Source organism: Paenibacillus thermotolerans (assembly GCF_028745515.1).
In the GTDB taxonomy this organism is placed as follows: Bacteria; Bacillota; Bacilli; order Paenibacillales; family YIM-B00363; genus Paenibacillus_AE; species Paenibacillus_AE thermotolerans.
Genome location: NZ_JAQZSG010000019.1, coordinates 22,670 through 37,443 on the forward strand (window position 1 = coordinate 22,670; position 14,774 = coordinate 37,443).

Annotated in this window: 10 protein-coding genes; all 10 read right to left on the reverse strand. The window is 56.4% G+C overall.

Annotation, left to right across the window (positions count from 1 at the left end):
* Window positions 1-37: 37 nt before the first annotated feature.
* Complete coding sequence (locus tag PT964_RS15905) at window positions 38-319, reverse strand: hypothetical protein (RefSeq protein WP_274364349.1); 282 nt, start codon at window positions 317-319, stop codon at window positions 38-40.
* Window positions 320-338: 19 nt separating this feature from the next.
* Window positions 339-1,637 (reverse strand): ArsB/NhaD family transporter, encoded by a 1,299-nt coding sequence (locus tag PT964_RS15910; protein WP_274364418.1) that lies wholly within the window; start codon window positions 1,635-1,637, stop codon window positions 339-341.
* Between the two features lie 165 nt (window positions 1,638-1,802).
* On the reverse strand, window positions 1,803-2,684 hold the full coding sequence (locus PT964_RS15915) for an ROK family protein (RefSeq protein ID WP_274364350.1): 882 nt from the start codon (window positions 2,682-2,684) through the stop codon (window positions 1,803-1,805).
* 80 nt (window positions 2,685-2,764) lie between these two features.
* The gene (locus PT964_RS15920; RefSeq protein WP_274364351.1) at window positions 2,765-3,262 is read right to left on the reverse strand and encodes a GNAT family N-acetyltransferase; all 498 of its coding nucleotides are present in this window, start codon (window positions 3,260-3,262) and stop codon (window positions 2,765-2,767) included.
* 1,527 nt (window positions 3,263-4,789) lie between these two features.
* Complete coding sequence (locus PT964_RS15925) at window positions 4,790-9,247, reverse strand: glycerophosphodiester phosphodiesterase family protein (protein WP_274364352.1); 4,458 nt, start codon at window positions 9,245-9,247, stop codon at window positions 4,790-4,792.
* 227 nt (window positions 9,248-9,474) lie between these two features.
* Window positions 9,475-10,206, reverse strand: a complete 732-nt coding sequence (locus PT964_RS15930) for a LutC/YkgG family protein (protein WP_274364353.1) — start codon at window positions 10,204-10,206, stop codon at window positions 9,475-9,477.
* On the reverse strand, window positions 10,199-11,719 hold the full coding sequence (locus PT964_RS15935; RefSeq protein WP_274364354.1) for a LutB/LldF family L-lactate oxidation iron-sulfur protein: 1,521 nt from the start codon (window positions 11,717-11,719) through the stop codon (window positions 10,199-10,201). The genes PT964_RS15930 and PT964_RS15935 overlap by 8 nt, the downstream gene beginning before the upstream one ends.
* Window positions 11,716-12,444, reverse strand: a complete 729-nt coding sequence (locus tag PT964_RS15940; protein WP_274364355.1) for a (Fe-S)-binding protein — start codon at window positions 12,442-12,444, stop codon at window positions 11,716-11,718. Before PT964_RS15940 ends, PT964_RS15935 begins: the two co-directional genes overlap by 4 nt.
* 33 nt (window positions 12,445-12,477) lie before the next feature.
* Window positions 12,478-13,242 carry a DeoR/GlpR family DNA-binding transcription regulator gene (locus PT964_RS15945; RefSeq protein WP_274364356.1) on the reverse strand — a complete coding sequence of 255 codons (765 nt, stop codon included), beginning with the start codon at window positions 13,240-13,242 and terminating at the stop codon, window positions 12,478-12,480.
* A 38-nt stretch (window positions 13,243-13,280) separates the two neighbouring features.
* Window positions 13,281-14,762, reverse strand: coding sequence for a rhamnulokinase (locus PT964_RS15950; protein WP_274364357.1), 1,482 nt, complete (start codon window positions 14,760-14,762; stop codon window positions 13,281-13,283).
* Window positions 14,763-14,774: the final 12 nt, after the last annotated feature.

Consider the following 14,774-nt stretch of genomic DNA (forward strand, 5'->3'; position numbering starts at 1 on the left):
CCGGGCAGGCCGACGCGGCCGTACCCGGTATCTTTTTTTACGGTGTCCACTCTACGCTTTGCACCAGCTTGCGCTTGAACAATGCCAAAATAAAATCGGTGTAATAATCTTTCCGCACATTGGCGATATATTCATGATTCGGAAACGCATAAAAGAGTACATCCGTATAGACCTCGTTATTTTCAAAAAAATCGCGGACCTGCTTCAAGCCTTCAATATGCGGCGAATTTTCCGGCAATATAAACCGAAATTCAATATCCGATTCACTTTCCGTCTCGGCAATTTTCATCGCTTGCGTATCGTATCGATAGATCAGCATTCGGTTCTCTCCCTTCCCGTTACATTAAATACCGAAGGTAAATATAGACGCTGGATATTACAATGGAAAGCAGCATGAGCGGGAAGCCGTACTTTAAAAATTGCACGAATCGAATCGGATAGCCTTCCCGTCCGGACATGCCTGCTGCGATCAAATTGGCGCTGGCGCCGATCAACGTGCCGTTGCCTCCGAGGCATGCCCCAAGCGCCAAACTCCACCACAGCGGCTCCAGATTGCTTACTCCCATATTGCCCATCTCCGTAATCATCGGGATCATCGTAGCGACGAACGGAATATTGTCGAGGAACGCCGATGCGACCGCGCTGAGCCATAAAATCAGCATTGAGGTCATCGTCACGTCGCCGCCCGTAAGATCGATCGCTCCCGCCGCCAGCTTGGCGATGACCCCCGTTTCTACAAGTCCGGATACGAGCACGAACAATCCGACGAAGAAGAAAATCGTCGGCCATTCCACACGCGCAAGCGCTTCTTCCATCTTATGCTCGCCGGTAAGCAGCAGGAGCAGGAACGCGCCCGCCAAAGCGACGGTGGCCGACTCGAGATGCAGCGATTGGTGAAGGAAGAAGCCGAGAATCGTAAGTCCCAGCACGATCAGACATTTGTTTAATAATTTTCGGTCCGTAAGCAGCTCCGCCACGTCCATCTCCATAATCCGCTGCTTCAGCTCCGGCTTGGTCTGGATTTGTTTACGGAACATGAGAATAAAGATCGGCACATATACCGCCAAAATGATGGCGGCGATCGGAGCCAAATTGACGATGAACGCCATGAAGGTTAATTCCTTAACGGCGCTGCCGATCATAATGTTCGGCGGGTCGCCGATTAAAGTCGCGGTCCCTCCGACGTTGGAGGCAATAATTTGTGTAATTAAATAAGGTACGGGATTTACTTTAAGCTGGCGCGTAATGCTGAATGTCACCGGAACCATCAGCAAAATGGTGGTCACATTGTCCAAAAATGCGGAACCGAATGCGGTAATTAACGATAACGCAACGAGAATTCGAATGGGGTCGCCCTTCGCCTGCTTGGCCGCCAAAACCGCGACGTACTTAAACAGTCCCGTCTCGGCGGTAATGTTGACGATGATCATCATCCCGACGAGCAAGCCCAAAGTATTAAAGTCGATGTGGTGAACTGCCGTTTCCTGATCGACGATGCCCAGCGCGACGACCAGCACGGCTCCCGTCATCGCGACGATCGTTCGGTGAATTTTCTCTGAAATGATCAGCGCGTAAATGATGAGAAAGATTGCAATGGCATAAATCGCTTGTTGTTCCATAGTTCCTCCTGTGCACATTTTTTCCTGATTAGTTTGCCGCTCTCTACCGGAGTTTATCCAAAAAAAGACAAAAAGAGCCCGCATTTGGCAGGCTCCTCCGATAACGTCCGTATGAAAATTAATCCTCTAGAATTATATGACGCGCCGGGCAAAATGTAAATAGTAGAGTCGCAAGCACCGAGCCTATGATTTGCCTTTATATGCATTCAAGCCCAGCGCCAACGAACCGCACAAGCCGGCGTTGTCGCCCAAGCCCGGCGGGACAATGTATTGATCGATATTTTCTAGAATCGCCTCGTGCTGAACATAACCGTTTAACATGCTCCGCACTTCGGACCGGATCATTGGAAACAGCTGCATTTGGTGCATGACTCCGCCGCCAAGAATGACCTTCTTCGGCGAAAGCAAGAGGATCGTGTTGGCAACGGCTTGAGCGATATAGAACGCTTCAATCTTCCAAGCCGGATGGTCTTCGCCCAGTTCGTGGCCTTTTGCCTTCCAGCGCTTTTCAAGCGCCGGTCCCGCGGCCATGCCCTCCAGACAGTCGCCGTGATACGGGCAAACCCCTTCAAAGCTGTCTTCCGGGTGGCGTCTGATCAGGACGTGTCCGCCTTCCGGGTGAACGAGGCCGTGCGCCAGCTTCCCTTCCAAATAGACGCCTACACCGACGCCGGTCCCGATCGTATAATAGACGCAGCTGTCCAATCCTTTGGCCGCTCCCCATACCGCTTCGCCCAGCGCCGCCGCGTTGACGTCGGTATCCCAGCCGAGCGGAACATCGAACCACTGCTTCATCGTTCGGAGGAACGGATAATCCCCCCAGCCCGGCTTCGGCGTCGTCGTCACATATCCGTATTTCGGGCTGCTCGGATCGACATTGATCGGTCCGAAGCTTCCGATTCCGATGGCTTGCACTTGCTTATCCTTAAAATAATCGATGACCTTGCCGATCGTCGTCTCCGGGCTTTCCGTCGGAAAGCTGATCCGATCCTCGACCGTTCCCGACTCATTGCCGATTCCGCAAACGAATTTCGTGCCCCCTGCTTCAATTGCGCCAATACGCATGCTGCCTCACCACTCCTGCATATTTCAGTTCTTTGCTTATCATAAACCAATTGCCGCCGCGATTCCATTGTTGCTGCTGTTCAAATCATGGGAAGAACCATTTCAAAACGAGTCGCTTCGATGCCGTCGCCATCGACATATGTCTCGATCGGCTTGAAGCCGACGCCTTCGTACATGCGGCGCGAACGTTCGTTAAACGTATATACCCCGTTTACAAGCAGTCTTGCAATTCCCACGGCTTCCGCGCGTCGGATCAACAGCTTTAGAACGCGCTTGCCGATACCTTGCGAACGATACCGCCCGTCGCCGATTACGATCGGCAGGCAATCGCTGCAAAGCGCTGCGTCGCCGATCGCGAGCCATCCGCCCTCTTCTTCCTTTTCGATTATATATACCTCGCCTTTATTGAGTAAATACTTGTACATCTTCTCTACTCGCTCAGCGTCGTATGGTGCCGCGGATTCGCCGCCTTCGGAATAATAGAGAACTTCCGGGTCTTGGTACCACGGAACCGCCGCATGAATATCATCGGGCAGTATTGCCGGGCGGATCCGAACGTTTCCCTCCTGCAGAATCATCGGTATTTCTCCTTGTAAGCTTTGCTATCGGCATCCAAATCCGATAAATTGCAAAAAGGCCCTGAAGAGACGTCAAAATAATGATAAAGATAGTCCATGATTGCACCGGCCAAACTGAATTTGTATCTAAATTAACAAATTTATCCTATGGAAACAATAATTTTCTGCGGCGGCCAACGCTCGACCTCGGCTAGCCTCGGCTGGCCTGGGTCCGTAGTATATGTGTCTGCCTTATTCTCCCGTCTCCGCACCTCTATTACTCCGATCTCCTTTTTCACGATTATCCCCTTGCGTCAGAAACACACCCTACCGCTACCCCCCCCTTCTTTTCATCGTTATCCCTTTCCTTCAGCAACATTTCCCTTTCGCACTCTCTTATCCTCACTATCCCTTTGAATCACCAAACACGTTCCCTTCCGTCCTCCCTTTTTCACGATTATCCCCTTGCGTCAGAAACACGTTTTTCACCGTAATCCCCTTGAATCAGAAATACACCTACTCGATCTGCTCCCTCTCTTCACCTTTGTCCACTTTCCATCGGCAACAAATCTCTTCCACAACTCCTTTTTACCACTATCCCAACGCCTCAGAACTTAATGTCTGAATGCCACGGCGAAACTCAAGTAAAGCAGCTCTAATAAGAGCGACCGATTACCGAGATGCTGAGTGATAGGGATAGTGGTAAAAAGGAGCACGGGACTCATAGTCCGACCGGCGACCGATTGCCGAGATGCTGAGTGATGGGGATACCGGTAAAAAGGAGCGCGGGACCCTAGTCCGACCGGCGACCGATTGCCGAGATGCTGAGGGAGGGGGATAACGGTAAAAAGGAGCGCGGGCCCCGTAGTCCGACCGGCGAGCGAACGCCGAGATGCTGAGTGATGGGGATAACGGTAAAAAGGAGCGCGGGACCCTAGTCCGACCGGCGACCGATTGCCGAGATGCTGAGTGATGGGGATAACGGTCAAAAGGAGCGCGGGCCCCGTAGTCCGACCGGCGAGCGAACGCCGAGATGCTGAGTGATGGGGATAACGGTCAAAAGGAGCGCGGGCCCCGTAGTCCGACCGGCGAGCGAACGCCGAGATGCTGAGTGATGGGGATAACGGTCAAAAGGAGCGCGGGCCCCGTAGTCCGACCGGCGAGCGAACGCCGAGATGCTGAGTGATGGGGATAACGGTAAAAAGGAGCGCGGGCCCCGTAGTCCGACCGGCGAGCGATCGCCGAGATGCTGAGTGATGGGGATAACGGTAAAAAGGAGCGCGGGCCCCGTAGTCCGACCGGCGAGCGATCGCCGAGATGCTGAGTGCTGGGGATAACGGTAAAAAGGTGCGCGGGCCCCGTAGTCCGACCGGCGAGCGATCGCCGAGATGCTGAGTGATGGGGATAACGGTAAAAAGGAGCGCGGGCCCCGTAGTCCGACCGACGAGAGACAGACGATCGACGGGCGACCGCAGGCACAACTACCGTTAAGCCGCAACAGCAACAGAAAAACCGGCTGCAAAGCGCAGCCGGCAAACCGTTCAACGGTTACTCAACATCATCATCATCGTCGTCCGCGACGGAAGATCCGCCGGACTTCTTCGCCTCTACCTGTACCGTAAACTGTGCAACCGCATCGCCGTATTTTGCATCCACGACGGTGCTGCCCTTACGCAATCCGTGAAACTTTCCGTCCTCAAACACAGCAATCGAAGTATCGCGCGGATAGAATTGGACCTCTTTCGTCACATCGAGCGCAACGCCCTCAGAGGTATATATCACGCGCTTCACTTTCTTTTGCTGCCCGGCTTTCATCGTCAACACTTCGGGCTCTACGGTTAAAGTATACGGCTCTCTTACTGCAATCTCGATCGGCTGAGTATAAAGTGTATAAGTGCCGTTATCGCTCATCGTGACCGTGTAACGCAGCAAGATGTGCGCAGTGCCTTTCATTTTTCCCGTCAAAATGTTCCCGCCAACTTCAACGGCATCCCCGCCGTCCAGCAGCACGACCTCCGGCGTCACGACCGTCTCGACGCCTGTGTAGGTTACAAGCTTTGCCGATATCGCAAGGTCGGTTCCCCGAATCAAGTCATACCTCTCTTGCTGCGGGGCGAGCGATTCCGCCCAATTCGCGGACCATTGCGCATAATCCGTCGTGAGGCCGTACGTTCCGAGCCGGAAATACGTCATATAGTCCGCCTCGCTGCGGTACGTCCACGGCCAAATCGTCATTCCGCGATGCTTCGCCGCCTCCATAAAATTGGTGCCGAGTCCGGGGTAGCTCGTATTGAACGTCGTGTTCAGCGGGCCGATCACCTTTAGCGTCTCCCGGAGCGCTTTGCTTACATTCGCCTCGTTCGCATATCCGCCTGTAAGGAAGCCCGCCGACATGCCCGGCATTTTCTGGCCGAGCAGCTTCAGCTGTTCGGCGGTAAAGGAGATAACCGTTACTTGATCCTCGACTCCTTTTTCGGCGATGAGCTGCACGAGCGCGTCGACAATTTCCGGTTTGTAGCTCTTAATCTCAACAAAATGATTTACGTCTTTTCCTTTAAACTCATCGAACATTTCCGCCAGCGTCGGAATTCGCGCATCCGGATATTCCGCCGGGAACTGCTTATTGGCGAGCAGCTGCTTCAGCTCGGCCAGCGTATAATCTTCGATGTAGCCCGTTCCGTTCGTCGTCCGGTCGAGCGTCGGATCGTGCATGATGACGACATGACCGTCTTTGGTCAAGTAAATGTCCGTTTCGAGAATATCCGCCCCGTTCTCGTAAGCGAGCCGAAAGCTTTCCATCGTGTTCTCCGGCGCAAGCGACGGATTGCCGCGATGGCCGATCACCCACGGCTTTCGAATGAGCGTCGTTCCGCCCGAGTATACCTTGAGCGCGTCGAACAGAGCTTCGGGAGCATCGGTAACGATGCCGTTCACACCTGCCGTAATCAGGCGGTGCATCGACAGCGGCTGGGCCTCTTCGTCAAGCGCCCAAACCGTGATCAGCCGTTTCTGCAAATAACGGACTTGTTCCAAGCTCGCCGTATTCCCGGAGAGCAGCGCGATCTTCGCCAAGCTGCCGTTCGTGATGCGGCGAATGTCCATCAGCTGCTCCGGCGTCGACGCCGAGGCACCCCGGAAATCGACGATTCCGCGAATGATCGGATATTGAGATCTCGCTTGTTTTACAAGCTCCCCGTTATCCGAAATGACGAACGCGTCCTCCAGCTCTTGCGCTTTCAGGTAACCGATTAATGCATCCACCGTTGCTCCGTCTTTCACATAGAAGGCAGGCATCACCTTCGTACCGAGCTGAGGAATGACGGAGTCCAAGCTTCCTAACTCGACGGTTCCGTCACGATTCGTAACGGCTAAGCCGCTATTGACCGTCAAAATCGCCGTAGCGGGCAGCGTCCCTTTCGTACTCAACGCTGCAAGATCGTCAGTCGACTCGATTTCCGTCACAACCGTCGGCGCCAAGACAATATCGGTTTCCGGCTCAACCACGTTGACGAACCGGTCCGCAGGCAGCGGCGGAAGCGGATCTTCCTGAAGCGAAACCTTAATATTGTCCACTCTCATATGACTTCCGTCCGCCTGCAGCCCGATTCGGCCCTTCGAATATGTGTCAGCCAAATCATTATCGATAAGCAGCTTGTCGTCGATCCACTCCTGTACCCGGTTGCCTTTGAGCATGATTTTGTAGCGGTACATTTTGTCTGCTGAAATGTTCTCCGTAAAAGAAGCTCGATCCGGCACGTTCCACTGATTCGCAGGCGTCCGCTCGGCAAATTCGACGCCGTTCGCAGCGGTGGCGTTTTGCCTTACCGCCATTTGGTAATACGGATAGTTGTTGTTCTGCACCCGATACATGATGGAATGCCAGCGAGAAGGATCGTTCGCGGCGAGATGCGTCACGTCCGCCTCGATCCTGTAATTGCCGAACAATCCTAAGTATTCCGGCAGCAGCACGCGCGACGGATTGTCCGGCGAAGTCCGCGCATCAAGCTCGAACGCGCCCGATACGACGCCGGCTTTGCTTGCCGTCGTGCCTTGAATGCGGATCCAGCCCTGCGGCAGCGCTCCGTCGGCAGCATCGTCAAAGCTTTCCTCATAAAGCACGTACTCGCTGTCTGCGGCATTCTTCGCCACAATAAGCAATTGTACGGACGCATCGCCGGATTGAGCGGTTACGGCGGAGACACCTTTTTGCTTGACGACAAGCATTCCGTTCTCCACCGCAACTCCTCCGCCGCTTGAGCTCCATGAGAGCTCGCCGCCCGTAATCGGCTTGCTCGTCAGATCGTTATACTCTGCGGTGAACGGGATCGTATTCGGATCGATCGTTTGACCGGTTTCGGCAAGCAAGTAGCCGGCGTCATGCTTCAAAGAAACAATGGTAGGCCCCGTCTTGGAAGGCGTCACCGACACTTCCCGCTGCGAAACGATCCGGTCATATACGGCCGAAATCGTAACGATTCCTTCCTTGAGCGGATGAAGAGTCCCGTCAATCACCTTCAGCACCGACTCATCGGAAGAGGAAAGCTTAAGCCGCCCGGAAGGAACGGTTTCGGCAATTCCGTCGGAGAAGCCGACTGCGGCGGAAACCGGGACCGGTCCGGTCAACGCCTCGACGGAGGCCGGGATGTCGAGCTCCATGCTTTCTGCGCTAACTCTCGTCACCTTTACATTATCGAACGATATTTTGCTCTGGTCCCCTTGAAGGCCGATTTTTCCGCGCTCCAGCAAATCGGATGTAAAGCTGCGGTCCAATAGAAGCGTGAAATCGTCCGCATCCTTCGGCTTGATATATTCCTTTACGTTGTTGTCGAATACTCTCACTTTGAGTGTGTAATCCGCTCCCAGCGTAAGCGGCTGCCATACTCCGCTCGCAGGGACGGACCAGTTGCCGTCCGGCTTGCGGTACGCAAACTCGTAGGTGCCGTTCTGTCTTACCGCCATTTGATTGTACGGCTGCTTGCCGCCGGACGGAACGCGGAACATGATTGCGCCCCAGCGGGCATTGTTCAGCACGCTTTCAAAACGAAGGTCCGCTTCCACCGTATAATTGTCCCATTGTACGGGAGCGGTGATGCGGCCCTGCTTTCCGGAAGCGTTGCCGTCAAACACGAGCCGCCCGTCGCCGTATGTATCCTTCGTCACCGTCATCGGCGCGGTTCCCGCATTCACATCCGAGATCCAGCCGAACGGCGCTTGCCCGCTCTCGTACGAATCGAAGTTTTCCGCAAGCAGCGTATCGCTCACTTCGCCGCTGATCGGCGGAGCGTCCGAAAGCGTAATCGTGCCGTAACCGGACGTGTCGTTCCAGAACGATTCCGAGTTGTACGCACTCCAGTAGCTCGATCGGCTCGCCTCGTCATTCGCATCCCGGTCCGTCACTCCGATTTCGAAGCCGAACTGCTTGCTCTTGAGCGGGTCGAAACCGAGCATATCCCACGGAATGGCCGCTTCGGCCGTCCACCCATCGGCGGTCGTAGAAATCGCGCGGAGAATGTTTTTCTCATCTTTCCCGGCATGGTTCGGAGCCGCACCGAAATAAAAGCTCGGCGTAAAGCTGTCCGGCGCGTACACGAATCCGATTTGCATGTCGTTGTCTACGAACGGACCCGAACGGTGAAGCGTCGGGTCGAAAAACATGCCGATATGGTCCTGCTCGAACCAATACCCGCTTCCGTTGTTCATTAAGGTATCGTCTTGGACTTTGACGGCGACATAAAGATACTTGTAGTCCCAAAGCATGCTGAATGAGGAGTCTTGGAACGTCCCGCTCCCCATCCTGACCTCCAGCGGCCGGTACCCGCTCCATAAAGGCTCGTCCAGCCTTCCGTCGATGACCGGAGCCGTAACCGTTCTGCTGATGGCAGCCTCTTTTCTTTCCGCCCCTCCGGCCGCTTCCGCTTTCGTTCCTGTTCCTGCGCCTGCGAACGAGAATGACGATAAAAATACGGCCGTAGCAAGCAATAAATTCAGCTTTCTTCGCTTTCGCACATCAACTTCATCCTTTCTATGAAAATATGATTACGCGCCAAATATACCCATTAAAGGTAATCGGTACATTAACGAGATGCTAAGATATTATGAAGATAGACAAGTTGCTAGAACTCGATAAAAAGGAAAATTTCGTCATTCGATTCGAGAGGAATAAAAAAAACCGCCATTGAAGGACTTTGTCCCAAAGATGACGGTTCTCATTAATGTGAGAAGCTATTTCTGCTTCAGCCGACGATTAACGCGTAAACAATGCCCGGTCCGTGCACGCCGATCGTCAAGTCGTTCTCGATATCGGCCGACCGGCTCGGACCCGATATGAAGTGGATGCCTGCGGGCAATTGCTCTCTCCCGGCCTCGTCGAACGACGTCAATACTTCGCCCAAACGAGTTTTGATCCGTTCTGCCGGAATGATTGCCATAAGCACCGTCGGAAGCAGGCTGACGGAACGGCCTTTGTCCTTGGAGGACAGCACCGCGACGGATCCGGTGTAAGCGACGGCGTGATCCGCCACGACGACCCCGAAGTCCGCTTCGGCGGCGCGCGCCTTCCAATTCGTCTCCGCTTCGCTGTTCCACACCGTAACTTGCGCTCCTTCGCCGAGCGCTTCCTCCAAATCGAGCGCGTCGAGCTCCGGCTGATGCTGGCGAACGATATATTGGGCGCTCATTTCCCGCGCTTTCTCCACAATGAAACGCTTCGCCTCATCCATCGAACGGAGCCGGGCGGCATGCCCGCCGACGGCCGTGAAATTTCGGATAAACCGCTCGATCCGCTCCTCCGCCGTCCATTCGAACGCGTTCCAGAAATCGGGCGCACCCCGGTACGGATGCGCAGGCTTTTCCAACACCCGCGCACGGCCGAGCCGTTTGGCAATGCCGTTCATAAACTCCGACTGCTTGCGCTTAGACTCCTCGTCCAGCTGACGCAGCCATTGCTCGTGCTGCATGTCACTCATGTCGGTGCCCCCCTCCTTCTTTCCGCGCTTTGGCGACGGCCTCCAAGCGGCTTTTCACGGCAGGGTCCGTCTCCCGCAACCCATCCTGCGCAAGCTCGCGGTCAATCGTCTCCCATCGGTCGCGGAACGTCTCCTTCGGCAGGCTCGGCGCGATGCGATAGCTGTTCCAGCCCTTAAGCGGCCCGATCCGCGCGCGGATTCCGCCGTCGCGGACGACGAGCGGCTGGCCGAGCTTCGCCAGCTTCAGCACGCCCTTAAACCGGCCCGACTTCGCCATCACCATCGCATAGCCCTTCATGCCGAGCGATTCGAGCTTGTTGCCGTGCCCGCTCTCGACCTTCCGGCGCCGCAAGTAGACGAGCATGTCGTGAAGCGGGATTTTGACCGGGCACGCCTCGTAGCAAGCACCGCACAGGCTGGAGGCGTTCGCGATGTCGTCCCATTCGGCGACGTTCTTCTGCAGCGCGGGCGTGAGCACGGCGCCGATCGGCCCGCTGTACGTCCCGCCGTACGCATGGCCGCCGATGTGACGGTATACCGGGCAAGCGTTCAGGCAGGCGCCGCAGCGGATGCAGTTGAGCAGCTCTTGAAATTCGGGGTCGCCGAGCTGATTCGACCTTCCGTTGTCGACAATGACGATATGCATCTCTTCCGGTCCGTCGGCGTCGTCCTGCCGGCGCGGTCCCGTAATGCCGGACATGTACACGGTCAGCTTCTGCCCTGTCGCGGAACGCGGCAGCAGCGTCGCCATAACCTCCAAATCGGCCCACGTCGGAATAATGCGCTCCATCCCCATCAGCGTAATTTGCGTCTTGGGCACGGTGGTGACCATGCGCGCGTTGCCTTCGTTCTCGAACAGCACCATCGACCCGGTCTCGGCGATCGCGAAATTGCAGCCGGTCATGCCGATATCGGCTTCGAGGAACTTTTCGCGCAGCTTTTTGCGCACGAAGCCGGCCAGCACCGACGTATCGGGCGGCAGCGTTTCGCCCGCCTCCGCAGACAGCAGCTCCGCAATCTGATACCGGTTCTTGTGGATCGCCGGAATAATGATGTGCGACGGAGTTTCGCCCGCAAGCTGAATAATGTATTCCCCGAGATCGGTCTCCACCGCTTCGACGCCGATCTTCTCGAGCGCATGGTTCAGATGCAGCTCCTCCGTCACCATCGACTTCGATTTGACGACCGATTTGGCCGCTTTACGCTCCGCGATCGCGAGCGTTATGCGGACCGCCTCCGCCGCCGTATCCGCGAAGTGGACATGAACCCCGTTCGCGCGCGCGTTGTCGGCGAACTGATTCAGGTAGTAGTCCAGATGGGCGATCGTATGCAGCCGAATTTGCCGGCCGCGCTCGCGCCACTCGTCCCAATTGCCGTGCTCCTCTGCCGCGCTCTTCTTGCCGCTGCGCAGCCGCTCCGTCGTAAAGCGAACCGCCTTGCGCAAAAACTCGTTGTTCAGCGCCAGCTCCGCGCGCTCCTTCACGCTTGTCCCGCTCGTTCCCGCTCCGCTCATGCCTGCTTCACCCCTTCGTACAGCAGCTCTGCCAGATGCATGACCCGGACCTTCTCCCCACGGTACCGCAAATTGCCTGCAATATTCATCATGCAAGCCATATCGAGCCCGACAAGCACCTCTGCCTCCGTCTCTTTCACATGGTCGGTTTTCTCCGTCACCATCGCTCCCGAAATGTCGGACATCTTCACCGCGAACGTTCCTCCGAACCCGCAGCAGTCCTCCGCAAACGGCAGCGGAACGAACTCGAGCCCCTTCACCCCGGCGAGCAGCTTCATCGGCTCGTCCTTCGCTCCGAGGAGCCGGCTCCCGTGGCAGGAAGGATGGTAGGTCACTTTATGCGGAAAAACGGCGCCGACATCCGTCACTCCGAGCACCTGCACCATGAATTGCGAAAACTCGTACGTTTTTTGCTGCAGCCGCTCCGCCTTCGCAAGCAGCGCCGGATCGTCCTTAAACAGCTGCGAATAGTGGTGGATCATATATGTGCACGAGCCCGAAGGCGAAATGACGAAATCGCTTTCGTCAAACGCTTCCAAAACCGTCGTGGCGGCCGTGCGCGCCTCGTCCCAATACCCGCTGTTGAAGGCGGGCTGTCCGCAGCACGTCTGCGCGGGCGGAAAGTCGAGCTTCACGCCCTGCCTTGCGAGCAGACGAACCATGGCTTCTCCTACGGAAGGAAACAATGCATCGCTTAAACAGGTAATAAATAAGGACACCTTCATTGCTGCACCCTCTTTACGCGAAAATGAATCCGGTCATACCGTAACGACCGCAATTCCCTGATTATTGTACACCTCCGCCTCTTTCTGAGGAAGCCCGTTGTCCGAAATAATCGCATTTATTTCCGTTACGTCCGCCACGTGCGTAAACGCCTGAACGCCGAACTTGCTGGAGTCGGCGAGCAAAATGACCTCATCCGCCATACCGACCATCTTCTGCTTGATTTTCGCCTGCAGCTCGTTCGATTCGCTGATCCCCCGCTCCGGATGGACCCCTTTGCAGGAGAGGAACGTTTTGTCGACGTGGTAGGCATCCAGCGAGCGCTCCGCAAGCGGCCCTACGTAAGATAACGATGAAGAGGCGAGCAGGCCGCCGGTGGAGAGCACGGTTATTTTCTCCTTGCCGCTAAGCTCCATGGCGACCTTAATCGAATTGGTCAGTACCGTCAACGGAATATCGGGGACGATCCGAGCCATATACCAGGCGGTGGTGCTTGCGTCCAGCACGATCCGGTCCTTCGGCCGAATGAGCTTCACAGCTTCCTCTGCGATCCGTTTTTTCTCTTCGGCATTAATAATTTCGCGTTCCGAGTACGGAATTTCCGGCTGAGTCTGGACACCCTTCACGCTCACCGCCCCGCCGTGCGAGCGGCGCAGCCGCCCGGCCTGCTCCAGCCGGTCCAGATCGCGGCGGATCGTCTCCTCCGTCACCTCGCACAATTCGCTCAGCTCCGTAACCCGGATGCTTCCTCTCTCGTTTACCAGCTGCACAATTTTTTCGTAGCGCTCCGCGACCAGCATCGATTGCCTACCTCTTTCTATTTCTCTTTGCGTTTCTATTACTCGACTTGTAACCCCGTCAACACGCGGAACCGGCCGTACGCCTCATTCCACGCGTCTTGCTGCTGCGGTTCATAGACAGCGACCGGAAACGATTCCCGGATGACGCTGCGCGCCTCCCGGATGTCCGACAGCTCTCCCCGCGCTATCCATTGTACCGCTAAATTGCCGATTGCGCTTCCCTCCGTCGGTCCTGCCCAGACGGGCTTGCCGATCGCACTGGCGGTCCAGCCGCAGAGCAGCGTATTGTTGATGCCGCCGCCGACCATGTGCAAGCCGCCGAAGCTTTGCCCGGACAGCCGCTCCGTCATTTCGAACACGTAGCGGTATTTGAGCGCCAGGCTTTCGAGAATGCAGCGCACCGTCTCGCCCGGCCCCTCGGGCGGCTTCTGCCCCGTTCGAAGCGCGTACGACCGGATTCGCTCCGGCATATCGCCCGGGGGCATAAACACCGAATCGTCCGGATCGATGAACGTGCCGAACTCGGGTGCCTGCTCAGCCAAAGCGACGAGCTCGGGGAACGTATAGGTCGCCCCGGCTCTCTCCCATTCGCGGCGGCTCTCCTGCAAAATCCACAGCCCCATAATGTTTTTGAGCAGACGGAAAGTGCCGTACGCGCCGCCCTCGTTGGTGAAATTAAGCCGCTGCGCCGTTCCGTTAATGACCGGCGACGTTACCTCGGTCCCCATCAGCGACCACGTGCCGCAGCTTAAATACGCAAACGAACGCTCCGTCGCGGGGACGGCCACGACCGCCGAGCCGGTGTCGTGCTCCGCCACGGCGATGACGGGAATGCCTCCGACGCCGAGCTCCTCGCGGACGGAGCTTCGCAGGGTGCCCACCTGGGTACCCGGCTGAACAACCGCGCCGAACAACGTCTCCGGCAGCTGCAGCCGGCGCAGCAGCTCCGAATCCCACCGGCCGTCGATTGGATTGTACAGCTGCGTCGTCGTGGCGTTCGTAAATTCGTTCGCCGTCTCGCCGGTAAGAAAATAACGCAATAAGTCCGGTATCATAAGAAAGCGCTCGGCCTCGCGCAGCAGCGGCGAGCCCGCCCGTTTCAAAGCATACAGCTGAAAAATCGTATTGAAAGGAAGAAACTGAATGCCCGTCCGGCTGAATATGTCGGACGGAGGGATCTCCGCAAACAGCTTCTCCATCGCTCCGTCCGTATGGCTGTCCCGATAATGGTACGGGTTGCCGAGCAGCTCGCCGCCCGTCCCGACAAGTCCGAAGTCGACCGCCCAGGAGTCGATTCCGAGGCTCCGGACGTTCGCCCCCTGATGCTTCGCTTTCAATAAACCTTGCTTGATTTCATGATATAACCGCAAAATATCCCAATGGAGCCGGCCGCCCACCTGCACCGGATCGTTCGGGAAGCGGTGAAGCTCCTCCACTTCGATCTTGCGGTCCGTGAGGCGGCCGAGCAGCGCCCGTCCGCTGCTCGCCCCCAAATCGTACGCCAGAATGCTCTCGCTCACGTCCGGAACACC

Excerpts from the sequence above, each read along its gene's own strand:
- PT964_RS15905 (WP_274364349.1), bottom strand. The coding sequence starts at position 319 with ATGCTGATCTATCGATACGATACGCAAGCGATGAAAATTGCCGAGACG.
- PT964_RS15910 (WP_274364418.1), bottom strand. The coding sequence starts at position 1,637 with ATGTGCACAGGAGGAACTATGGAACAACAAGCGATTTATGCCATTGCA.
- PT964_RS15940 (WP_274364355.1), bottom strand. The coding sequence starts at position 12,444 with ATGAAGGTGTCCTTATTTATTACCTGTTTAAGCGATGCATTGTTTCCT.
- PT964_RS15920 (WP_274364351.1), bottom strand. The coding sequence starts at position 3,262 with ATGATTCTGCAGGAGGGAAACGTTCGGATCCGCCCGGCAATACTGCCC.
- PT964_RS15935 (WP_274364354.1), bottom strand. The coding sequence starts at position 11,719 with ATGAGCGGAGCGGGAACGAGCGGGACAAGCGTGAAGGAGCGCGCGGAG.
- PT964_RS15930 (WP_274364353.1), bottom strand. The coding sequence starts at position 10,206 with ATGAGTGACATGCAGCACGAGCAATGGCTGCGTCAGCTGGACGAGGAG.
- PT964_RS15915 (WP_274364350.1), bottom strand. The coding sequence starts at position 2,684 with ATGCGTATTGGCGCAATTGAAGCAGGGGGCACGAAATTCGTTTGCGGA.
- PT964_RS15945 (WP_274364356.1), bottom strand. The coding sequence starts at position 13,242 with ATGCTGGTCGCGGAGCGCTACGAAAAAATTGTGCAGCTGGTAAACGAG.